This window comes from Ralstonia sp. NFACC01 (assembly GCF_900115545.1).
Taxonomy (GTDB): Bacteria; Pseudomonadota; Gammaproteobacteria; order Burkholderiales; family Burkholderiaceae; genus Ralstonia; species Ralstonia mojiangensis.
In genome coordinates, this window is sequence record NZ_FOWV01000010.1 from 24,055 (window position 1) to 45,621 (window position 21,567).

Consider the following 21,567-nt stretch of genomic DNA (forward strand, 5'->3'; position numbering starts at 1 on the left):
GGCCCGCCACAGACCGCCTGATTACACGCCATTTGACGCGGATGTCGGCCCGATGCGGCCAGAAACATTATCAAAATGTTGCCGGTTTTGATCTCGCAAAGGTACGGCGGGTAAAATCTCGGCGGCACAGACGAATGACCGGCAGGACCGAAGCGTCACGTTCCTCGGCCCGCCGCATAGACGCGATCTCATTTTGAACATTCCCTCCGCTGTTTCCTCCCGCACGCCGGGGGCCGCTCGCGCGGCACGCACCCGTTCGGTAGCCAGCTATGCACGGCTGGCCGTTGGCCTGCTGGCGCTGGCTTCGGCGCACGCTGCGCTGGCCTTCGGTTTCAACGATGTGGCCACACGCGCCAAGCAACTGGCCTCCAAACCGTACCAGGCGCCCGCCGACACCCTGCCCCGCGAATTGCGCGAGCTGCGCTACGACCAGTACCGCGAAATCCGCTTCAAGTCCGACCAGGCTTACTGGCGCCGCGACAAGCTGCCGTTCGAACTCGGTTTCTTCCACGAGGGTTCGTACTACGACCAGCCCGTGAAGATCAACGAAGTGTCGCCCGCCGGCGTGCGCGAAATCCGCTTCGATCCACGCCTGTTCGACTACGGCCCGGTCAAGCTCGACCCGAAGCAATTGCAGAAGCTCGGCTTTGCCGGCTTCCGCGTGCACTACCCGATGAACACGCCCAAGTACAAGGACGAGGTCATCGTGTTTCTGGGCGCGTCGTACTTCCGCGGCATCGGCAAGGGGCAGGTCTACGGCCTGTCCGCGCGCGGGCTCGCCATCGACACTGCGCTCAATTCGGGCGAGGAATTCCCCCGCTTCACCGATTTCTGGATCGAACGCCCGGCCGCCAATGCGAAAGAGCTGACGATCTACGCGTTGCTCAACTCGCGCCGCGCCACGGGTGCCTACCGCTTTGTCATCAAGCCGGGCAGCGACACGGCGGTCGAGGTGAAGGCGCAGCTATACATGCGCGAGAACGTGAGCAAGCTGGCCATCGCGCCGCTCACCAGCATGTTCTTCTTTGGCGAGAACCAACCGGCGCCTGCGCTGGATTTCCGCCCCGAGGTGCACGACTCCGACGGCCTGTCGGTGCTTTCTGGTACGGGTGAATGGATCTGGCGCCCGCTGACGAACCCCAAGCGCCTGCTGGTCAGCTCGTTCGGGACGACCAACCCGGGCGGCTTCGGCCTGATGCAGCGTGACCGCGCGTTCTCCAGCTACCAGGAAATCGGCGACCACTACGAACTGCGCCCGAGCGCGTGGGTCGAGCCCGTCGGCAAATGGGGCGCGGGCCGCGTGGAGCTTGTGCAGATTCCGACGCCGGACGAGACGAACGACAACGTGGTCGCCTACTGGGTGCCTGAAAACCCGCCCAAGCCGCATCAGCCGTTCAATCTTGAATACCGCCTGCTGTGGCAGAAAGACGCCGACAAGAAGCCGGCGCTGGCATGGGTTACGCAGACGCGCCGCTCGCACGGCTGGACGACCAAGCGCCCGGACGAGCGCAAGCCCGACGATACGATCGCCTTTGTGGTCGACTTCGAAGGCCCCGCGCTGGCAAAGCTTCCGCCCAATGCACCGGTTGAGCCGGTGTTCTCGGCAGATGCCAACGGCAAGATCGAATCGATCTTCGGCCAACCCAACACCGCGACCGGCGGATGGCGCGTGACCGTGCGCCTCAAGCGGGTCGACGACGATAAACCCGTCGAAATGCGCGGCTACCTGCGCAGCGGCGGCACCGGACTCTCTGAGACGTGGAGCTACCTGTTACCTCCGGGCTGAACGTGACGACAGCCCAGACCGGCGGTGCCGCTGGCACTGCCCCCTCCACCAGCCCTGCCACAGCGCAGTCTGTGGCCGACCATTACCTAGAGGCGCTGCCGCTGGCGGCCGAGGCGCGCGCTACGCTGCTGCGCACCGCGGGCATCACAGCGGGCGACGACGATGCAGCAGCGCTCGCGAAGCTGCATCGCGCACTGGCCACGCTCGACCCCGCACAGACGACGTCGCTCGACGCCGACGCGCCGGCTTACGCGTCCGTAGGCTCGCGCCTGGATGCTGCGTATGGCGCCACGCGCGCCGATGCCGCATCGACGGAGCCCTCCGCCCAACCTGCGCCACCCGTTGAGCACGACAACCAGGGCCGTATCCACCTGGATACCGGCCCCACGCCCGCGCGCCGTTCGATGGTGCCGTGGCCATGGGTGCTCGGCCCGATCTGGCGCACGCGCAAGGCCATCGACCGCTGGATGCATGGCGGCAAGAAGCCGGTGCCGTATGAAGCGCCCGACTCGCCGGACCCGAAAGGCATCTGGCGCTTCGTCGGCGCACGCCGCCGCCTGACGCTGCTCGCGCTGATGATCGCGCAGACCGTCGCCGCCACCTGGGCGATGAGCACGGTGCTGCCGTATCACGGTGCCGACTGGCTCGAAGCCATCATCATCGTCCTGTTTGCGGTGCTGTTCTGCTGGGTGTCGGCGGGCTTCTGGACGGCCATCACGGGCTTCCTGCTGCTGGCCTTCCACGGCGACCGCTTCGTCATCTCGCGCCGCGCCACGCCCGACGCCACGATTCCCGACGATGCACGCACGGCCATCGTCATGCCGATCTGCAACGAAGATGTGCAGCGCGTCTTCGCCGGGCTGCGCGCGACGTACGAATCGTTGCAGCGCACGGGACATCTGGAGCACTTCGACTTCTTCGTGCTGTCGGACTCCGGCGACCCGGACATCCGCACGGCAGAAGCCGATGCCTGGCTGCACATCTGCCGCGCGCTCGATGGTTTCGGCCGCATCTTCTACCGCTGGCGCCGCCACCGCGTGAAGCGCAAGAGCGGCAACATCGACGATTTTTGCCGGCGCTGGGGCGGCAAATACCGCTACATGATCGTGCTCGACGCCGACAGCGTGATGAGCGGCGATTGCCTGACGCGCCTCGTGCAGTTGATGGAAGGTGCGCCCAGCGCGGGCATCATCCAGACCGCCCCGCGCGCGGCCGGCCGCGACACGCTGTATGCGCGTATCCAGCAGTTCGCCACGCGCGTGTACGGGCCGCTGTTCACCGCCGGCCTGCACTACTGGCAACTCGGCGAATCGCACTACTGGGGCCACAACGCCATCATCCGGCTGGACCCATTCATCAAGCACTGTGCGCTGGCGCCGATCCCGGGCAAGGGTTCGCTTTCGGGCGAGATCATGTCGCACGACTTTGTCGAAGCCGCGCTGATGCGCCGCGCCGGCTGGGCCGTGTGGATCGCCTACGACCTGGACGGCAGCTACGAAGAAATGCCGCCCAACCTGCTCGACGAGCTGGGCCGCGACCGCCGCTGGTGCCACGGCAACCTGATGAACTTCCGTCTGTTTGGTGCGCCGGGCTTCCACCGTGTGCACCGCGCGGTGTTCATCACCGGGGTGATGGCGTATCTGTCGGCGCCGCTGTGGTTCCTGTTCCTGCTCCTGTCGACAGCCCTGCTGGCCAAGCACACGCTGATCGTGCCGGAATACTTCACGCAGCCCCGCCAGCTCTTCCCGATCTGGCCGGAGTGGCATCCGGAAAAAGCCGCAGCGCTATTCTCTGCCACCGCCACCGTGCTGTTCCTGCCCAAGATCCTCAGCGTGCTCGTGCTGTGGGCGCAGGGGCCGAAGCGCTTTGGCGGCGCGATCCACCTGGCGTTGTCGATGGCGATCGAGGCGGCGTTCTCGGTGCTGGCCGCCCCCGTGCGCATGCTGTTCCACACGCGCTTCGTGACGGCCGCGTTCCTCGGCTGGAAGGTGCACTGGAAATCGCCGCCGCGCGAAGACGCGCAAACACATTGGGGCGACGCCGTCCGCCGCCACGGCCTCCACACCGTGATCGGCATTGTCTGGGCTGCGATCGTGTATTGGCTGAACCCGAGCTTCCTCTGGTGGCTTTCGCCAGTCGTGGGCGCGCTGATCGTGTCGATTCCGCTGTCCGTGTTCTCCAGCCGTGTGAGCTTGGGCCGCCGCATGCGGCGCTTGCGCCTCTTCATGATTCCCGAGGAAGTGCGCCCGCCGCGCGAACTCCGCGCCACGCGCAAGCACCTGCGCAATGCGCCGCCGATGCCCGACTTCCGTCAGGCCGTGGTCGACCCCGTCACCAACGCGCTGATGTGCGCGATCGGCACCGCGCGCTTTCCGTACGACCGGCGCCTGATTGCTGTGCGGGAAGCACATGTGCGTCACGCATTGGAAGTCGGCCCCGACAAGCTCACGGGTAAGCAGAAGCTGGTGTTGCTGTCGGACCCGTTCTCGCTGTCGGCGCTGCACCTGGCGGTGTGGTCGTCACCTGAACAGCGTGCGGCCTGGGAGCCTGCACAAGGCTGAACGATTCTGCCCTGCGCCATCCCGCGCCCCACCAGCGTTTTGCCGGTGGGGCGCTTTACTTTCCGTTACATCCGTAGGATTTGCGTATCACCTGAAGCGCCCGGCGGTTCATAGAATGGCTTCACGAACTTGATATACGAAGTCGACGGCACCTCGGCCCCGGCCTCGCAACCGTAAGGAGAAGCATCATGAAACGCACACTGCTCGCATTCGTTCTGGGTGGGGCCGCGCTGTGCGCCTCGACGGCGGCGCTGGCGCATGTGGACGTCGGCGTATCGATCGGCGTGCCCGCGCCGGTATATGTAGCCCCTGCACCTGTCTATGCACCGCCTCCGGTGGTGTATCGCCCTGCCCCGGTCTATGCCCCGGCTCCCGTAGTCTATGGTGGCTACTACCGCGACCGCGACTACTGGCGTGAGCGCGAATGGCGTCGTCACGAATGGCGCGAACGCGAATGGCGCCACGATAACGGCTGGCACCGCGGTTGGGACCGCTAATGCCTGACGTTTAAGGCAACCACAAGCCGCATCGGCACACGGGCCGCTCAATCGAGCGGCCCGTTGCTTTTGTACGCTCGACTGCCTGCGCAATCCGCAAACCGACCTATGCTGACGTAGCGGCCACTGCAATCCCGCCGCCGGCCGCACAGCACACGGGAGGACGCCATGTCGATCTCCAGCACCCTCGACGGCTGCCTGCGCAGCAAGGGCTGCATGTACGAGGTGATTCGCCATCCGCATACCCACACAAGCACGGAAACCGCCCAATCTGCGCATGTCCCGGGCGACCGTCTGGCCAAGACGCTACTGCTCGAAGACAAGCTTGGCTATGTCGCAGCCGTGTTGCCGTCGACGTATCACCTGCATCTGTCCGAGCTGCAAAAGGAATCAGGCCGCTTCGACCTTACGCTGGCCGATGAATCGGAGTTGCGCGAAGTCTTCCGGGACTGCGATGCAGGGGCCGTTCCGCCCGTGGGCATGGCCTACGGCATGCCGACCTACATCGACAGCAGCCTGATGACCCACGGCGACGTCTACTTCGAAGCTGGCGACCACGAAAACGTCGTGCACATGGACATGGATCAGTTCATGGCCTTGATGCGCGACGCCAAGCCCGCCCACTTCGCGTATCGCATGCAGGGCATCCTCTTCTGAGGAGGTCGACATGGCCGACGATGTCGTCATCACGGTCCGCAACAACGGGCCGTGTCACATCAAGGGAAGCTTCCGGATCGTCACCCAGGGCGGACGCGAATTGCCGGTGGAGGAAGGGCAGGCGTGGCTGTGCCGCTGCGGGCACTCGCTGAACAAGCCGTTCTGTGATGGCTCGCACAAACGCGTCGAGTTTGACAGCAACCTCGACGCGCCTGCGCCGGTTGAGGCAGACCGGTCACCGTAAGCGGGAACACGGGCCGAAAGACCCGCGCGTCCTCGCTTAACGTGTAACGGGCTTGTAGCGGATACGCTTGGGCTTCGCGCCTTCTTCGCCCAGACGCTTCTTCTTGTCGGCTTCGTATTCCTGGTAGTTGCCCGGGAAGAATTCGACGTGCGAATCGCCTTCGAAGGCAATGATGTGCGTGGCGATACGGTCGAGGAACCAGCGATCGTGCGAAATCACCATCACGCAGCCCGCGAATTCGAGCAGCGCATCTTCCAGCGCACGCAGCGTTTCGACGTCGAGGTCGTTCGACGGCTCATCCAGCAGCAGCACGTTGCCGCCCGAGATGAGCGTCTTGGCCAGATGCAGGCGCCCACGCTCGCCGCCCGACAGCGTGCCGACGTGCTTCTGCTGATCGCCGCCCTTGAAGTTGAAGCGGCCGATGTAGGCGCGCGAGGGCGTCTCATACCGGCCCACCGTGAGGATGTCGGAGCCGTTCGAAATCTCTTCGAAGACGGTCTTGTCTGCGGACAGCGCATCGCGGCTCTGGTCAACGTAAGCCAGCTTGACCGTCGGACCGATCTTGATGGTGCCCGAGTCCGGCTGCTCCTTGCCCGTGATCATGCGGAACAGCGTCGACTTACCAGCGCCGTTCGGGCCAATGATGCCGACGATCGCGCCCGGCGGAATCGTGAAGCTCAGGTTGTCGATCAGCAAGCGATCGCCATAGCTCTTGCTGACGTTGGTGAATTCGATCACTTCATTGCCCAGACGCTCGCCCGCCGGAATGAAGATTTCCTGCGTTTCGTTGCGCTTCTGGTATTCCTGGCTGTTCAGCTCGTCAAAGCGAGCCAAACGCGCCTTCGACTTGGCCTGACGGCCCTTCGGGTTCTGGCGCACCCACTCCAGCTCTTTCTTCAGCGCCTTCTGGCGGGCCGATTCGCTCGACTCTTCCTGCTTCAGGCGCGTCTCTTTCTGATCGAGCCACGAGCTGTAATTGCCCTTCCAGGGGATACCGTGGCCGCGGTCGAGTTCGAGAATCCACTCGGCGGCGTTATCGAGGAAGTAGCGGTCGTGAGTGACTGCCACCACGGTGCCCGGGAAGCGCGTGAGGAACTGTTCAAGCCAGTCCACCGATTCAGCATCCAAGTGGTTGGTCGGCTCGTCGAGCAGCAGCATATCGGGGCGCGAGAGCAGCAGCTTGCATAGCGCGACACGACGCTTTTCACCGCCCGAGAGGTGCTCGATCTTGGCGTCCCACGGCGGCAGGCGCAGTGCATCGGCGGCAATTTCCAGCTGCAGCTCGACGTTGTCGCCGGCACCAGCGGCGATGATGGCTTCCAGGCGCGCCTGCTCTTCGGCCAGCTTGTCGAAGTCGGCGCCTTCCTCGGCATACGCTGCGTAGATCGCTTCGAGCTGCTTTTGCGCATCCATCACTTCGCCCAGGCCGCTCTCGACCTCTTCACGCACGGTCTTGGCGGGATCGAGTTGCGGCTCCTGCGGCAAGTAACCGATGTTCAGGTTGGGCATCGGCGTGGCTTCGCCTTCGATGTCCTTGTCGAGGCCGGCCATGATCTTGAGCACGGTCGACTTGCCGGAGCCGTTCAGGCCCAGCACGCCGATCTTGGCGCCCGGGAAGAACGACAGTGAGATGTCCTTGAGGATCTGACGCTTGGGCGGAACGATCTTGCCCACGCGGTTCATGGTGAAAACGTACTGTGACATGGCGGAATTGCGGGGGGAAACGCAGAAATGGGGAACCCGGCGAGTTTAACAAAGCCGCGGCATGGCAAACCCAAGGCTCAAGGCCGCACAAGCAAAAGAAAAAGGCGCCCACCAGGGGCGCCCTTCCGATGCAGCGGAGGCCAGGCCTCGTTACATCGTCATCATGTTGGCGTTCATGTTATGCATGACCCACAGCGAGCCGACAACGACGATCGCCAGGATCAGCAGCGTGAAGAGGAAAGCCATCACGTTCCAGCGCTGGGCGGACGAGCCGTCCAAGTGCAGGAAATAGATCAGATGCACGACGATCTGCACGACCGCCAGAGCCATCACCGTCACCAGCACCGTCTGATGCGAGTAGCCGCCTTCCATCACCATCTTGAATGGGATGGCCGTCAGGATCACCGCCAGCACGAAGCCGATCAGGTAGCCCTTGACGGTGGCATGACCGGCGCCGCCCGCTGCATGACCGTGGGCATCATCGTGGGCAATGCCCGTCGAAACGTTGGTCTGTTCCATTTACATCGCTCCCAGCAGATACACGACGGTAAACACGCCGATCCACACCACGTCCAAGAAGTGCCAGAACAGGCTCAGGCACGACAGGCGGGTCGATTGCGTCGGGGTCAGGCCTTTGCGGCTGATCTGCCACATCAGGACGATGATCCACAGCATGCCGCTCGCCACGTGCAGGCCGTGCGTGCCGACCAGCAGGAAGAACGACGACAGGAATGCGCTGCGGCTCGGCCCCGCACCTTCTGCGATCAGGTGGTGGAACTCGTTGATTTCCATGCCGACGAACGCGGCGCCCAGCAGCAGGGTGATGCCGAGCCACAGCATCACTTGATCCTTGCGGCCGTTCTGCAGGCTGATCATCACCATGCCGTAGGTGATGGACGACACCAGCAGAATGCCGGTTTCGATCGCCACGTACGACAGATCAAAAAGCTCCTTGCCCGTCGGGCCGCCGGCCGTCGCACCGCGCAGGACGCAGAACGTGGCAAACAGCGACGCGAAGATGATCAAGTCGCTCATCAGGTACACCCAGAAGCCGAAGACCTTGGTGTCTGCAGCATCGTGGTGGTGCGCATGGTCATGCGCATGGTCGTGGCCGTGCGCGTGACCGTGCGCGGCGTGACCGTCTAGAACATTGGAAGCCATGGTTTAAGCCTGCGAACCGATACGTTGGAAGTAGGCCGACTCGGTCTCGTGAACCTCATGAGCGGGCACGTAGTAATCGATGTCGTCGTTGTTGCTGCGAAGGATGAAGCTGCCGATCATGCCGACCAGACCCAGCACGGCCATCCACCAGATGTGCCAGATCAGCGCGAAGCCCATCACGATCGAGAACATGCCGATGAAGAAGCCGGCGCCGGTGTTCTTAGGCATGTGGATCTTTTCGTAGCTCGGTGCGACCTGCGTCAGCACTTCACCGCGCGCCTTCATGTCTGCAAAGGCGTCGATGTCACGGATGACCGGCACGCGCGCGAAGTTGTAGTGCGCCGGCGGGGACGATGTCGCCCACTCCAGCGTACGGCCGCCCCACGGGTCGCCAGTGAGATCAGCCAGCGCATGACGGTTCCGGATGCTCACGAAGATCTGGATGAGCTGCGAAGCGATACCGCAGGCGATGATCGCGGCGCCGATCACGGCGACGATCAGCCACGGCTGCCATGCCGGGTTGTCGGTATGGTTCAGACGACGCGTCATGCCCATGAAGCCGAGCACGTACAGCGGCATGAAGGCGGTGTAGAAGCCCACGAACCAGCACCAGAAGGCGCGCTTGCCCCACTTCTCGTCCAGCTTGAAGCCAAAGGCCTTCGGGAACCAGTAGGTGATACCGGCCAGGTAACCGAACACCACGCCACCGATGATGGTGTTGTGGAAGTGAGCGATCAGGAACAGGCTGTTGTGCAGCAGGAAGTCGGCACCCGGCACAGCCAGCAGCACGCCGGTCATGCCGCCGATCACGAAGGTGATCATGAAGCCGATCGTCCACAGCATCATCGAGTTCAGCTCGACGCGGCCGCGGTACATCGTGAACAGCCAGTTGAAGATCTTCACGCCCGTCGGGATCGAGATGATCATCGTCGCGATACCGAAGAACGCGTTGACGTTCGCACCCGAGCCCATGGTGAAGAAGTGGTGCAGCCACACCAGGAACGACAGCACGGTGATACCGGCGGTCGCCCACACCATCGACGTGTAGCCGAACAGCTTCTTGCGCGAGAACGTCGAGACGATTTCCGAGAACATGCCGAACGCCGGCAGGATCAGGATGTACACCTCGGGGTGGCCCCAGATCCAGATCAGGTTCACGTACAGCATGGCGTTACCGCCGCCATCGTTCGTGAAGAAGTGCATGTCCAGGTAGCGATCAGCACCCAGCAGCGCCAGCGCCACGGTCAGCACCGGGAAGGCAGCCACGATCAGGATGTTGGCGCACAGGGCGGTCCACGTGAAGATCGGCATGCGCATCAGCGTCATGCCCGGCGCGCGCATCTTGAAGATGGTCGCGACGAAGTTCACGCCGGTCAGCAATGTCCCGAGGCCCGATATCTGCAAGGCCCAGATGTAGTAATCAACCCCCACGCCCGGGCTGTAGGCCAGCTCCGACAGCGGCGGGTACGCCAGCCAGCCGGTGCGGGCGAATTCGCCCACGCCCAGCGACACGTTGATCAGCACCACGCCTGCAGCAGCCAGCCAGAACGACAGCGTATTCAGGAACGGGAATGCCACGTCGCGCGCGCCGATCTGCAGCGGCACGATCAGGTTGATCAGGCCCGTCATCAGCGGCATGGCCATGAAGAAAATCATGATCACGCCGTGCGCGGTAAAGATCTGGTCGTAGTGCTCAGGCGGCAGATAGCCGGCACCGCCGCCCGAGGCAACCGCCAGTTGCGAGCGCATCATGATGGCGTCGGCGAAGCCGCGAAGCAGCATCACGATGGCCAGAATGCAGTACATCACGCCGATCTTCTTGTGATCGACCGAGGTGATCCACTCATTCCAGAGGTAGGTCCACTTCTTGAGATAGGTGATCAGGCCGAACAGGCCCGCGCCACCCAGCAGAATGGCCGACACCGTCACGACCACGATGGGCTCGTGCAGCGGAATGGCCTCCAGACTCAACTTGCCAAACATCGTCAACTCCTAGGAATTCTTGGGCGCGCTCTTGGGCGCAGGCAGGGCGGACTGCACCGGCAGCGGACGCGTTGCCGCCTCAGCCGTGGCCGTCGTGCAGTTGGCGCCTTCGAGCGCCTCATCGAGCGTCAGGACCTTGTCCGAGTCACCCATGTATTTGTGCAGGATGCTGTGATACAGCGACGGGTCGACCGATGCATACGCCGCCGGCGGCACCTTCTCGCTCGGCTTGGACAGCTCGGCGTAGCCTTCCTTGGTCAGGTTCTGCGACGAAGCACGAACCTGCTTGACCCAGGCGTCGAACTCTTCGTTCGTCATGGCCGTGGCCTTGAACTTCATGCCTGTGAAGCCCGAGCCGCTGTAGTTCGACGACATGCCGTCAAACACGCCGGTCTCGTTGGCGATCAGGTGCAGCTTGGTCTGCATGCCCGCCATGGCATACACCTGGCTGCCGAGCTGCGGGATGAAGAACGCGTTCATCACCGTGTCGGACGTGATCTTGAAGTTGATCGGGGTGTTGGCCGGGAATGCGAGCTGGTTGACCGTCGCGATCTTCAGTTCCGGATAGATGAACAGCCACTTCCAGTCGAGCGAGACAGCCTCGACCGTGATGGGCTTCACATCCGATTCGATCGGCTTGTACGGATCGAGCGCGTGCGTGGACTTGTACGTGATCACGCCCAGCACGATGATGATCAGGCACGGGATCAGCCACACCACGGCTTCGATGGCGTTGGAGTGCGACCAGTCCGGCTCGTAGCGGGCCTTGGTGTTGGAGGCGCGGTATTTCCACGCGAACACCAGCGTCAGCACGATCACGGGAATGACCACCAGCAGCATCAGGCCGGTCGCCACCAGGATCAGCGTCTTTTCTTCAGCCGCAATCATCCCCTTCGGGTCCAGGACCGTCAGGTTGCAGCCCGCCAGCAAGAGCGGGAGGCTTGCGGCGAGGAGCCGCTTCATATGTGGAACGAGTGTGTTCTTCATGTCTTGCACAATTGCGCCGGCGATGCTTCCGGACATCACGGGAGCCCAGCAGCCCAGACAGCGGCCACAAGGGGAAAAACGCGGGAAATGAGGGAAGACCGAACTACCGGCGCCCCCGAATACAGCTGAGGTGCGGCAGCGGATCTTCGATCACATCAGGCGCCGGTCAGGGAGAAGCTGAACCCAACGCCCTTAGTTGGCGAGGCGGGCTTCGCTCATGCCAGGCATGGGCGAGGCCGAGCGCCGCCGCGTCGCACAAAGCGGCGGACGACAGATCGGGGGCGTAAAAGGTCGGAGCAGGCACTACGTCATGCGCCCGTTGGGGGAGCGCGGTTGGGAGTGGAATGCGGGCGCGATCTTACCGCCAGACGGCGCTTCGGATCGCGCTATCTGCTCAGGCAAATAGAAAGCGACGTCGATTGACAAGTGATGTCCTCGCCGTACGGCTAGGGTTTACGTGGCTTTGCGGGTAAGCAAATCGAAAGTGCATGTTGTTGCACTGCGACAATCAGCCACAGTGGTGCGCAGCCGACGTTGTCTCCAAATGTGCACTCTAGGGTGGAATTGAGGCGAGCCACCGAGGTGGCCCGCTTCTGGTTTCCTTACGGCGTCATTGGGTCAACAGCCCGGCAATCCGCACCAGCACCAGCCCCGCCGCCCCCACGAGATAACCGCGCAGCACAAACATCCACGTGCGCTTGAGAGGTGTCCAGCGTGCGGGCGTGAGCTGCTCGAGCGGCGGCATCGTCCAGTGATCGCGGTCCAGCACGCTCACACGCTGCGGATGATGCGGCCGACGGGCGCGTCGCTCGATACGCCACAGCACGAGTGACATCACCACCGCGATCAGGGTGCCGCCGATCAGGATGGCGCCAATCTCGAATTCGCCAATGCCCGGGAACAGCACGGCGGCCGTGAGGATGACGGACAACATCACAAGCACAGCCACCACACCGCCCGTGAAGATGTTCATCGCGCGGCCGTTCGTCCACGGGCCGAGCACCGCCTTGTCGTTGCACAACAGCAGCAGGAACACCGTGGCGCTCGGCAGCAGCACCCCGGCCAGCGATTGCACGGCGTTGGTCAGCAAACCGAGCGGCACGCCTGGCGTCAACACGAGCCCGGCGGCCAGCAACGTCAGTCCAAAGTACACGGCATAGAAGCCCTTGGCCTCCGTCGGCTTGCGATGCAGCGAATGGCGCACGGCAAACACATCGCCAATCGCATACGCGGTCGACAGCGACACTGCGCACGCGCCGATGATGCTGGCATCCAGCAGCGCAATCGCAAACAACACACCGGCCCAGCGGCCAGAGTGGCGCTCCAGACCGTGCGCCGTGCCGAGCGCGTCGGTGTAGTTGCCGAACTCCGGCGTGCCGTGAAACGCCTGGGCGCTGAAGGCGATCATCGCCACCGCGCCGGCGATCACGAGGACGATGCCGAGCCACAAATCTGCGCGTTCATAGCGGATGAAACGCGCGGTGATGCGCTTGTCGATCACGTAGCTCTGCTGGAAGAACAACTGCCACGGTGCCACCGTCGTCCCCACGATGGCGATGATCAGCAGCATCACCTCGGCCAGCGGCGCCCCCGCCGGCAGTGCGGGAACGAAGAAGTCGCGCGCCACCTGCCCCATCGGCGGATGCACCATCAAAAACACGGGGATCAGCGTGAGACTGCCGGCCACGAGCACCAGCGCAAAGCGCTCGAAGCGGCGGAAGTCGCCGGTGGATGCCGCCAGCATCACCAATGCCGCCGCCGCGCACACGCCCCAATGTCGCGGGATGCCGAGGTACTCGAGCGCCAAGCTGATGCCGATGAACTCCGTCACGAGCGTCAGCGCGTTCACCAGGAACAGATCGATGACGGAGAAGCTGCCCCAGAACTTGCCGAAACGCGCAAAGATCAAGCGCGCATGGCCAACGCGCGTGACGGCGCCCAGGCGCAGGACCATCTCCTGGTTCACATACAGCACCGGAATGAGCAGTAATAGCGTCCACAGCAGCGTGGTGCCGTAGTTCTGCCCGGCCTGCGTGTATGTGCCGAAGGCGCCGGCGTCGTTGTCGCCGACCATCACAATCAGGCCCGGCCCGAGGATGGCGAGCAGCGTGCGAAAGCGCGCGCGCCAGCTGTTGCGCTCACCCGTATCGTGGTGAGCGATGGTGCCGAGCGCGCCGCGAATATCGCCCACGTGGGCATCGTCGAGCGCGGCATGACGTGGTGGTGCGTCGATGCCCGAAGCGAATTGGGTCATGTCGACCTCCGTTTGTTTGGTGTTGTTGGATGAGCTGCCTTGCGCTACCAATACGTGCGCGAGAGCCGGATCGCCGCCGCCGCATAGCCGTGGTTGGACGGAGATTGGCCGCCGTCACCGGCACGCCGGTTGGACGGGGTCGATGCGGCGTCGGCACGCTGGGGCGCACCGGCCCGGGCCTGCACGAACGGCGAGCTGAACGGCAGTGCGATCGCCGAGAAACGGCGGGCGGGAATCATGAATTTGCGCATGACACACTCCTCGCCGCGTGCGCATACGCACGGCACGCGGCCATCGCCGCCGGCATTGCACACGCGCGGCGGCATAGTCGAAACAATCAAGGAGCGATGCAGACACCGCTGCCTTGCCAGGGCGGCAAGTCAGCAGCAGGGAACAACCATGCGGCGGACTCGCCTAGTGGGAAAAAGACGTTTGGTAAGATCGACTCGGACTGTCCATATGGGTCCTCCTACGGTTAGAACTCGGCGTGAACACGCACGCCCACAAACTTGGCCGGACCGCGATCGCGGTTGTAGCCCGGATTCTGAATGAGCTGGAAATCCGGGCTGATCGCCAGGGCCTTGGTTACCTGCAAGCTGTAGAACACTTCCAGCACGCGCTCGGGGCCATAGCTCAAGCCGCCATCGCCAAGGAACGCGCCGCTACCGCCCGCGGCCAGATAGGCGCGGTGATCCGGCCCAAGCATGTTCACCGCAACAGCCATCCCCAGCACATCGTTCGCGCGGCGCCACGCTGTGCCCTTCAGCAACCCGCCAAACGAAACGCTGCGGCCAACTTCGGTGAAGGCGTACGTTTCGGTCTTGTCGTCCGACCAATTCAGGCGTGCGAACAGGCCGAGGTTATCGCCGGCTTTCTGTTCGAACGAGATGCCAGCGCCCAGCTTTGCGTGCGCCTTGCGCACCTGCCCGACGTCGGGCGCCGCGCCAATGGCCGCGCCCAGCGCCATCGCATCGTCAAACCGGCCCATGCGCGCTTGGTTGCGCCAACCGAGCAACTGCGCCGTGCCTTCCTGGCCGAACAGCGTGTAGCGCTTCTCCAGCTCGAGGATGTCGCCGTAGTGCTTGAGGAATCGCGTGTCGAGCGGCAAACCGTTCGATTGCTCCGGCTGCAGGAAACGGCCTGCGCGCACGGCCCAACCGTTCTCGCTGTCGATGTATTCAAACGCCACGCCCCAGTTGTAGCCGCGCGCGTCGGCGGGATAGTCGAACGACGGGTGCGCCATGAACGACCAGTTCATGAACTGGGTGCGCGGGTCTTGCGCATACGACACCGCATCGAAGACATCAGGCACCGCGAAGTTGCCGGCAGTCAGCACCACCCTGCGCTTGTCGACGACGTTGGCGAACTGGTTGAAATCGGCGTCGACTTGTTCCGTGTCGCCGCCCAGGCCCCACGTCTGGCGCAGGAAGGCGCGAGCACGGTAGAGCGTTGGATTCGTCCCGGCGGTCTTGGCCAGCTCGCCGTTGGGCAAGCCGCCAAGGCCATGCAGTTCTGAGAACGCGACGCCCTGCGCGACCTCGGGGTTGAAGTGGAACTCGGCTCCTTTCCACAAGCGCATGCCAAGGTCGAGCGTGGCCGTGAAGGAATAACTCTTTGCGCGCGCGGCACCGAGGCTGTTGTCGCCGCTATACGCTGCATCGAATGCAGGTTTGCGTTGCCACACATAGGTGGTCTGGCCATGGAAGCCGAAGCGGTCATCCAGTTCGCCGCTGGCGATGCATGGGACGTCATCCGCTGAAGCGGGTACACCTGCAGCATGCGCCATCGACATCACCGACACAATGGCCGCCACGCCCATCAGCACACGAACCCAAACCAGCGGACGCACCGCCACCCAAGCGTACTGCAGCATCGAAAGGAACAGCATGAGACCTCCCCCGCCCGTTTCTCTGACAGGCGTAGGCGAACGCCGGCCACGCCGCATCATGGCGTGCGCAAACGCACGCAGCTACGCGGCTGTGCCGGCTACAACAATCGAATTCAGGAAGTGACTTGCGCAGAGAACCTACGCAAGCGCCACCACCCGCCGTGCAATACGGCTAGGCAGTGGTGAGGCGCGAAGACGGTGCGCCAAGACTGTCTAGCCGTTCAATGTGCGATCGAGGATCGACTAGAACAACTGTCCATGGAGACGCACTCCGTAGCTATGACGGGGCGCAGAGTAACAAAGTGTTGTTGATGGCGGCAAGCGTTTTCTTGGGGGCGTCGCAAAGCCCATTGCGCGGCGGCAACACCGCGGCATCAGGCGCTTCGCAAGCGTGTGTCGGTACACTGCTGCGACGATCGGGCGCCTGATCGACGGCGCTCACCACTGCGATATCACACGGAGGTTTTATGACGCGCTTGGCAACGCTACTCACCACGATTGCGGCAACCCTCGGCATGGCGGCCTGCTCGGCGGCCGGCCCAGAGCAACCCAGAAATGCTGGGGAATCCAAGATGACGGAACACACCACTCAAGCCGCCACTTGTCAGGCAGCCGCCGTTCCCGACAACGCCTTGATCGGCAAATCCGAACAGGAGGCCACGGCACTGCTGAACGGCTGCCTCTGGCGCATCAACGAACGCGACGGCAAAGCCCTGCCCGGCACCATGGACTACCGCGAAGAACGCCGCAACCTCGGCATTCAGGGAGCCAAAGTGATCTGGGTGCGGCGCGGTTGAAGCACGCGAAGCTGGATCGCGGGCGACCAGGGGGAGGTCCGAAACTGGCGCGTCCGCAGGAGATGCAGGCATTAGGATCGACGTAGATCTTGCTCTTCCATGCCCCACATGATGCTTCGAACCAGCAAAGACATCGTCATGGATGCGTGGCGTGCATTCGCCTCTCGCGATGCCGTCCGCATTGCCGACTGTTTCACAGCCGACGCGCAATGGCTCGCCCCCGAAGGCAACGCCACCGCCATTGCGCTCGACTGCACGCATCACATGATCGGGCGCGACGCCATCGTGCATTTCCTCACAGTCGCGTTTCCGAAGCTTTTCGTCGCCGACGTCTTGGTAGAACTCAGCGGGCTCCACGCTGATGGCGAAACGGTGATCGTGGAGGAACACATGCAGGCCATGCTGGCGAACGGCCGGCGCTACGACAACGCCTATTGCTTCGTCTTCATGCTGGAGGGCGAGCGGATCGCACGCGTGCGCGAGTACATGGATACGAGGCGCGGTTGGACGTGCATCTTTGGAGAGGAACCACGGACGTAGCAAGCTGAGCGGGCTGGACAAAAGAAAACGGCCTCCGCAAGGGAGACCGTTTTCGTGATGCTGGTGCCGGCTGCAGGACTCGAACCCGCCACCTGATGATTACAAATCAACTGCTCTACCAGATGAGCTAAGCCGGCAAAGAAACGCGATTCTAACCTAACACGCGTTACTTGACGACCTTTAGTGCAGGCTTGCCACCGATGCGCGGCACATTCGGAGGTGTCGGGTCGTCTTCCGGGCCGGCTTCGGCTTCGGCAGGGACCGGCGCAGGCACCGATTCAGAATCCACCGCGGCCAGCTTGGGCGGCGGATTATTCTCGCGTTCGGTTGCAGCTTGCGTCGTCGGTGTACTGCGCTCCACCGGAAATGCCATACCTTGTCCGTTCTCGCGCGCATACACGGCGAGCACGTTTTCGATTGGCACCTCGATCTTGCGCGAGACGCCCGAGAAGCGTGCGTGGAACGTGATCCACTCGTTGCCCATGTCGAGCTGACTGGTCGCGTCAAAGCTCACGTTCAGCACGATCTCGTCGTTCTTGACGAACTCACGCGGCACGTTGGTGCTGTTGTCGACAAAGACAGCGATGTACGGCGTGAAGCCGTTGTCCGTGCACCATTCGTAGATTGCACGGATCAGGTAGGGCTTGGTGGAGGTTTCCGACATGATGAAATCAGTGACCGTTGGGCGCGGCCGCGCGCAGGCTCAGCCCGGGCACGGCCAGCGACCCGGCGGCGATCAGCGGCGCATGACCTTTTCGGACGGCGTCAGCGCTTCAATATACGCCGGACGGCTGAAGATACGCTCAGCGTATTTCATCAGCGGGGCCGCATTCTTGGAGACCTCAATGCCGTAGTGGTCCAGGCGCCACAGCAGCGGCGCAATCGCCACGTCCAGCATCGAGAACTCTTCGCCCAGCATGTACTTGTTCTTCAGGAAGATCGGTGCCAGCTGCGTAAGGCGGTCACGGATGGCCGCGCGTGCCTTCTCGTGATTCTTCTCGGCAGCCTTGCCCTTTTCGTTCTCGAGCACGGAGACGTGCGTGAACAGCTCCTTCTCAAAGTTGAACAGGAACAGGCGGGCACGGGCGCGCTGCACCGGATCGGCCGGCATCAGCTGCGGGTGCGGGAAGCGCTCATCGATGTACTCGTTGATGATGTTCGACTCGTACAGAATCAGGTCGCGCTCAACCAGGATAGGCACCTGGCCGTACGGGTTCATCACCGCGATGTCTTCCGGCTTGTTGAAGAGATCGACGTCGCGAATTTCGAAATCCATGCCCTTTTCGAACAGGACGAGGCGGCAACGCTGCGAAAACGGGCAAGTGGTGCCCGAGTACAAGACCATCATGGTTGTAGTTCCTTGGCGCATGGGCCGGGGGCGGCCCTATGACGGTACAACCGTGACGACAAAATGACATCGCCACGGCACAAAAAGCGAAAAGGCAAAGGGCTAGAGCCAGTTCTCCACCGGCCTAGCCCTTGCCCGGAAAACAGGGATTTTACTTGATGTCCTTCCAATAGGCCGCATTCAGGCGCCAGGCCAGCACGAAGAACACGCCGATGAACAACAATACCCAGACGCCGAGACGCTTGCGCAGGTTGCCAGCGGGCTCAGCCATCCAGTCCAGATAACTGACCAGATCAGCCACCGCCTGGTCATATTCGACCTTGTTCATCTTGCCCGGGACCGTCACTTCAAGGCCGACCAGCTTCTTCTCGGCCTCGCCGTGCTCGGACTTCACTTCGGCGTACTTCGGCACTTGCTGGCCTTGCAGCTCCCACAGCACATGCGGCATGCCCACCTTGTCGAAGACCAGGTTGTTCCAGCCGGTCGGACGCGTGTCGTCACGGTAGAACGTGCGAAGGTAGGTGTAGAGCCAGTCGCTGCCACGCGCCCGGGCGATCACCGACAGGTCCGGCGGTACAGCACCAAACCACTTCTTGGCGTCTTCACGGTCCATGGCGATGTGCATCGTGTCGCCGACCTTGTCTGACGAGAAGAGCAGGTTTTGCTTGATCTGCTCCTCACTCAAACCGATGTCGCGCAGGCGGTTGTAGCGCATCGCGCTGGCGCCGTGGCAGTTCAGGCAGTAGTTGACGAACAGCTTGGCGCCGCGCTGCAGCGCAGACGTGTCGCTGGACTGGTTGGGCGCCGGATCGAGCGGCACACCGCCCTCATTGGCCATCACGGGCGCGGCAAACACGAGACCGGCCAAGGCGAAAATCGCAAGCAGCTTTTTCATTCTTGTGTCCTTCATGGGTCCTTGTGCGCGGGCTCTATCAGTGCGGCGTGAACGTAACGCGCTCAGGCACTGGCTTGAACGTCCCGATCTGGCTCCAGATCGGCATCGCGAGGAAGAACGCGAAGTACAGAATGGTGCCGATCTGCGAGATGATCGAACCGACCGGGCTCGGCGGCTGGATACCCAGGTAGCCCAGCACCGCAAAGGCGATCACGAAGACGATCAGCAGCGTCTTGTGGAAGCCCGGGCGATAACGGATCGACTTGACCGGCGACTGGTCCAGCCACGGCAGGAAGAAGAAGATCACCACCGAGCCGCCCATCACGACCACGCCCCAGAACTTCGCGTCGATAAACGCGAAGCCCAGCGCCAGAATCACGGCCACCGCCACCGCCACGCCCTTGACCTTCATGCTCTTGGAGCGCACGAACAACAGCCCCAGCATGATGGCGATGAAGCCCCACAGCCACGGCAGGAAGTCCGACGTGGTCGCGCGCAGCATCGAGTAGAACGGCGTGAAGTACCAGACCGGCGCAATGTGCGGCGGCGTCTTCAGCGAGTCTGCCGGGATGAAGTTGTTGGCTTCCAGGAAGTAGCCACCCATTTCCGGCGCAAAGAACACGATCGCGCTGAAGATAAACAGGAACACCGCCACACCGACGATGTCGTGCACCGAGTAATACGGATGGAACGGAATGCCGTCGAGCGGAATGCCGCGCTCGTCCTTCTTGGCCTTGATCTCGACGCCGTCCGGATTGTTCGAACCCACTTCGTGCAGCGCGATGATGTGCGCCACCACCAGGCCCAGCAGCACCAACGGCACGGCGATGACGTGGAACGAGAAGAAGCGGTTCAGCGTCGCGTCCGACACCACGTAGTCACCCCGGATCCACAGCGACAGGTCCGGGCCGATCAGCGGGATGGCGGAGAACAGGTTCACGATGACCTGCGCGCCCCAGTACGACATCTGGCCCCACGGCAGCAGATAGCCCATGAAGGCTTCGGCCATCAGGCACAGGAAGATCAGGCAGCCGAAGATCCAGACCAGCTCGCGCGGCTTACGGTACGAGCCGTACAGCATGCCGCGGAACATGTGCAGATACACGACGATGAAGAACGCCGACGCGCCGGTCGAGTGCATGTACCGCACCAGCCAGCCCCACGGCACCTCCCGCATGATGAACTCCACGCTCGCATAGGCGACGGGGATGCCGGCGGCGTTGAGCGTGCCGTCCGGCTTGTAGTTCATCACCAGGAAAATGCCCGTGACGATCTGGATCACCAGCACCAGCAGCGCCAGCGACCCGAAGAAATACCAGAAGTTGAAATTCTTCGGCGCGTAGTACTCGGACAGATGCGCCTTCCACAGCTCCGATGCCGGGAAGCGTGCGTCGATCCAGCCCAGCAGCCCGGTTGTCTCCACCTTCTTCTCGGCCATGATCAAGCCTCTCCTTTCTCGTCTTTACCGATCACCAGCTTCGTGTCGGACAGGAACATGTACGGCGGAACGTCGAGGTTCTGCGGCGCGGGCTTGTTCTTGAACACGCGGCCAGCCAGGTCGAACGTTGAACCGTGACACGGGCAGACGAAGCCGGGGTCTCCGGCAAGCTGCACGTTGGCGCCCGCGGGAAACGGACCAGACGGGGAGCAGCCAAGATGGGAGCAGATGCCGACCACGACCAGCAGGTCTTTATGCTCGGCACGGGAGCGGGTTTCGTTCTTGCAATAGTCCGGCGTCTTCATGGTGAAGGGCACGTCGGACTTGGGGTCGGCGACTTCGTTATCGGTCTTCTTGAGCGATTCCAGCATGTCGGGCGTGCGCTTGAGCAGCCAGACCGGCTTGCCGCGCCATTCCACCACCTTCATCTGGCCGGGGGCCAGGTCACTCACGTCCGCCTCTACGGGCGCGCCCGCTGCACGGGCTTTTTCAGATGGTGCGAATGTGCAAACGAAAGGGGCCGCAACTGCAACCCCTCCCACACCACCAGCCACGGACGTCGCAATCAATAGATTACGGCGACCCTTGTCCACGTTTTGCTGGTCACTCATTCAAGACCCCAGATGAGAAATCAAGATAGATTCGCGTCAACCAAAAATTATACCCGACCGTACCTAGCCAACGGTAGCGGTCGCGGGGGGCGGTCGTTGCAGATATAGTGGACGCACCGATTGCCCGCCAGCCCAGTACAGGCAAGGCTTCGGCATGCCTCTTGCAACCTCGCTTTCAACAATTCAGGTCAACCGTTCGCTAGCTTGACCGTTTGT

20 protein-coding genes and 1 tRNA gene are annotated in these 21,567 nt (G+C 62.9%); 7 read left to right on the forward strand and 14 right to left on the reverse strand.

All coding sequences use genetic code 11. From position 1 onward, the window contains the following. Positions 1–199 precede the first annotated feature (199 nt). The 5 genes from BM136_RS21700 (at position 200) to BM136_RS21720 (ending at position 5,745) form a co-directional block, all read left to right on the forward strand. The gene (locus BM136_RS21700; protein WP_092975872.1) at positions 200–1,786 is read left to right on the forward strand and encodes a glucan biosynthesis protein G; all 1,587 of its coding nucleotides are present in this window, start codon (positions 200–202) and stop codon (positions 1,784–1,786) included. After that, complete coding sequence (gene mdoH / locus BM136_RS21705; protein ID WP_092975660.1) at positions 1,759–4,347, forward strand: glucans biosynthesis glucosyltransferase MdoH; 2,589 nt, start codon at positions 1,759–1,761, stop codon at positions 4,345–4,347. Before BM136_RS21700 ends, mdoH begins: the two co-directional genes overlap by 28 nt. A 188-nt stretch (positions 4,348–4,535) precedes the next feature. Continuing rightward, on the forward strand, positions 4,536–4,844 hold the full coding sequence (locus tag BM136_RS21710) for a hypothetical protein (protein ID WP_092975663.1): 309 nt from the start codon (positions 4,536–4,538) through the stop codon (positions 4,842–4,844). Between the two features lie 168 nt (positions 4,845–5,012). Further along, entirely contained in the window at positions 5,013–5,501 is a 489-nt protein-coding gene (locus BM136_RS21715; RefSeq protein ID WP_092975666.1) for an aminoacyl-tRNA deacylase, read from the forward strand. A gap of 10 nt (positions 5,502–5,511) precedes the next feature. Then, on the forward strand, positions 5,512–5,745 hold the full coding sequence (locus BM136_RS21720) for a CDGSH iron-sulfur domain-containing protein (RefSeq protein ID WP_092975669.1): 234 nt from the start codon (positions 5,512–5,514) through the stop codon (positions 5,743–5,745). 36 nt (positions 5,746–5,781) lie between these two features. On the opposite strand, the gene ettA is transcribed toward BM136_RS21720, so the two are convergent. From ettA to BM136_RS21760, 8 genes are all read right to left on the reverse strand, one after another. Continuing rightward, on the reverse strand, positions 5,782–7,449 hold the full coding sequence (ettA, locus tag BM136_RS21725; protein ID WP_024977805.1) for an energy-dependent translational throttle protein EttA: 1,668 nt from the start codon (positions 7,447–7,449) through the stop codon (positions 5,782–5,784). A 150-nt stretch (positions 7,450–7,599) separates the two neighbouring features. Continuing rightward, positions 7,600–7,968, reverse strand: coding sequence for a cytochrome o ubiquinol oxidase subunit IV (locus tag BM136_RS21730; protein WP_092975672.1), 369 nt, complete (start codon positions 7,966–7,968; stop codon positions 7,600–7,602). Further along, positions 7,969–8,610: a cytochrome o ubiquinol oxidase subunit III gene (cyoC, locus tag BM136_RS21735; protein WP_027680203.1), complete on the reverse strand. Its 642-nt coding sequence runs from the start codon at positions 8,608–8,610 to the stop codon at positions 7,969–7,971. It lies immediately after the preceding gene. A gap of 3 nt (positions 8,611–8,613) precedes the next feature. Further along, on the reverse strand, positions 8,614–10,593 hold the full coding sequence (gene cyoB / locus BM136_RS21740) for a cytochrome o ubiquinol oxidase subunit I (protein ID WP_027680204.1): 1,980 nt from the start codon (positions 10,591–10,593) through the stop codon (positions 8,614–8,616). Between the two features lie 9 nt (positions 10,594–10,602). Next, complete coding sequence (gene cyoA, locus BM136_RS21745) at positions 10,603–11,556, reverse strand: ubiquinol oxidase subunit II (RefSeq protein WP_092975875.1); 954 nt, start codon at positions 11,554–11,556, stop codon at positions 10,603–10,605. 634 nt (positions 11,557–12,190) lie between these two features. Continuing rightward, positions 12,191–13,834 carry an Nramp family divalent metal transporter gene (locus tag BM136_RS21750; RefSeq protein WP_092975675.1) on the reverse strand — a complete coding sequence of 548 codons (1,644 nt, stop codon included), beginning with the start codon at positions 13,832–13,834 and terminating at the stop codon, positions 12,191–12,193. Between the two features lie 44 nt (positions 13,835–13,878). Beyond that, a complete protein-coding gene (locus tag BM136_RS21755) occupies positions 13,879–14,085 on the reverse strand; it encodes a hypothetical protein (RefSeq protein WP_092975878.1) in 207 nt (68 codons plus the stop codon). 224 nt (positions 14,086–14,309) lie between these two features. Continuing rightward, a complete protein-coding gene (locus BM136_RS21760) occupies positions 14,310–15,722 on the reverse strand; it encodes a carbohydrate porin (protein ID WP_092975678.1) in 1,413 nt (470 codons plus the stop codon). Between the two features lie 572 nt (positions 15,723–16,294). Here BM136_RS21760 and BM136_RS21765 point away from each other — a divergent pair. Together BM136_RS21765 and BM136_RS21770 are read left to right on the forward strand one after the other, a co-directional pair. Further along, positions 16,295–16,519, forward strand: a complete 225-nt coding sequence (locus BM136_RS21765; RefSeq protein ID WP_254775735.1) for a hypothetical protein — start codon at positions 16,295–16,297, stop codon at positions 16,517–16,519. Positions 16,520–16,627: 108 nt separating this feature from the next. Then, entirely contained in the window at positions 16,628–17,059 is a 432-nt protein-coding gene (locus BM136_RS21770) for a nuclear transport factor 2 family protein (protein WP_217649367.1), read from the forward strand. A gap of 61 nt (positions 17,060–17,120) precedes the next feature. Here BM136_RS21770 and BM136_RS21775 read toward each other — a convergent pair. The 6 genes from BM136_RS21775 to petA all read right to left on the reverse strand — a co-directional run bounded on the left by BM136_RS21775 (position 17,121) and on the right by petA (position 21,351). After that, positions 17,121–17,196: transfer RNA gene (locus BM136_RS21775), tRNA-Thr, on the reverse strand. A gap of 29 nt (positions 17,197–17,225) precedes the next feature. Further along, entirely contained in the window at positions 17,226–17,723 is a 498-nt protein-coding gene (locus BM136_RS21780) for a ClpXP protease specificity-enhancing factor (RefSeq protein ID WP_092975684.1), read from the reverse strand. A 72-nt stretch (positions 17,724–17,795) separates the two neighbouring features. Next, positions 17,796–18,407 (reverse strand): glutathione S-transferase N-terminal domain-containing protein, encoded by a 612-nt coding sequence (locus BM136_RS21785; RefSeq protein WP_004634649.1) that lies wholly within the window; start codon positions 18,405–18,407, stop codon positions 17,796–17,798. A gap of 151 nt (positions 18,408–18,558) precedes the next feature. Continuing rightward, the gene (locus BM136_RS21790) at positions 18,559–19,302 is read right to left on the reverse strand and encodes a cytochrome c1 (RefSeq protein WP_024977815.1); all 744 of its coding nucleotides are present in this window, start codon (positions 19,300–19,302) and stop codon (positions 18,559–18,561) included. 37 nt (positions 19,303–19,339) lie between these two features. Next, complete coding sequence (locus BM136_RS21795; protein WP_092975884.1) at positions 19,340–20,743, reverse strand: cytochrome b; 1,404 nt, start codon at positions 20,741–20,743, stop codon at positions 19,340–19,342. Further along, positions 20,743–21,351: a ubiquinol-cytochrome c reductase iron-sulfur subunit gene (gene petA / locus BM136_RS21800; RefSeq protein ID WP_009241960.1), complete on the reverse strand. Its 609-nt coding sequence runs from the start codon at positions 21,349–21,351 to the stop codon at positions 20,743–20,745. Before petA ends, BM136_RS21795 begins: the two co-directional genes overlap by 1 nt. Between the last annotated feature and the right edge of the window lie 216 nt (positions 21,352–21,567).

Bases quoted from the DNA above. Each gene is read 5' to 3' on its own strand.
- BM136_RS21750 (WP_092975675.1), bottom strand. From the start codon at position 13,834: ATGACCCAATTCGCTTCGGGCATCGACGCACCACCACGTCATGCCGCG.
- BM136_RS21770 (WP_217649367.1), top strand. From the start codon at position 16,628: ATGATGCTTCGAACCAGCAAAGACATCGTCATGGATGCGTGGCGTGCA.
- BM136_RS21755 (WP_092975878.1), bottom strand. From the start codon at position 14,085: ATGCGCAAATTCATGATTCCCGCCCGCCGTTTCTCGGCGATCGCACTG.
- cyoB (WP_027680204.1), bottom strand. From the start codon at position 10,593: ATGTTTGGCAAGTTGAGTCTGGAGGCCATTCCGCTGCACGAGCCCATC.
- ettA (WP_024977805.1), bottom strand. From the start codon at position 7,449: ATGTCACAGTACGTTTTCACCATGAACCGCGTGGGCAAGATCGTTCCG.
- BM136_RS21790 (WP_024977815.1), bottom strand. From the start codon at position 19,302: ATGAAAAAGCTGCTTGCGATTTTCGCCTTGGCCGGTCTCGTGTTTGCC.
- BM136_RS21720 (WP_092975669.1), top strand. From the start codon at position 5,512: ATGGCCGACGATGTCGTCATCACGGTCCGCAACAACGGGCCGTGTCAC.
- cyoA (WP_092975875.1), bottom strand. From the start codon at position 11,556: ATGAAGCGGCTCCTCGCCGCAAGCCTCCCGCTCTTGCTGGCGGGCTGC.
- BM136_RS21760 (WP_092975678.1), bottom strand. From the start codon at position 15,722: ATGCTGTTCCTTTCGATGCTGCAGTACGCTTGGGTGGCGGTGCGTCCG.
- BM136_RS21785 (WP_004634649.1), bottom strand. From the start codon at position 18,407: ATGATGGTCTTGTACTCGGGCACCACTTGCCCGTTTTCGCAGCGTTGC.
- cyoC (WP_027680203.1), bottom strand. From the start codon at position 8,610: ATGGCTTCCAATGTTCTAGACGGTCACGCCGCGCACGGTCACGCGCAC.
- BM136_RS21730 (WP_092975672.1), bottom strand. From the start codon at position 7,968: ATGGAACAGACCAACGTTTCGACGGGCATTGCCCACGATGATGCCCAC.
- BM136_RS21765 (WP_254775735.1), top strand. From the start codon at position 16,295: ATGACGGAACACACCACTCAAGCCGCCACTTGTCAGGCAGCCGCCGTT.
- BM136_RS21780 (WP_092975684.1), bottom strand. From the start codon at position 17,723: ATGTCGGAAACCTCCACCAAGCCCTACCTGATCCGTGCAATCTACGAA.
- BM136_RS21715 (WP_092975666.1), top strand. From the start codon at position 5,013: ATGTCGATCTCCAGCACCCTCGACGGCTGCCTGCGCAGCAAGGGCTGC.
- BM136_RS21710 (WP_092975663.1), top strand. From the start codon at position 4,536: ATGAAACGCACACTGCTCGCATTCGTTCTGGGTGGGGCCGCGCTGTGC.
- petA (WP_009241960.1), bottom strand. From the start codon at position 21,351: ATGAGTGACCAGCAAAACGTGGACAAGGGTCGCCGTAATCTATTGATT.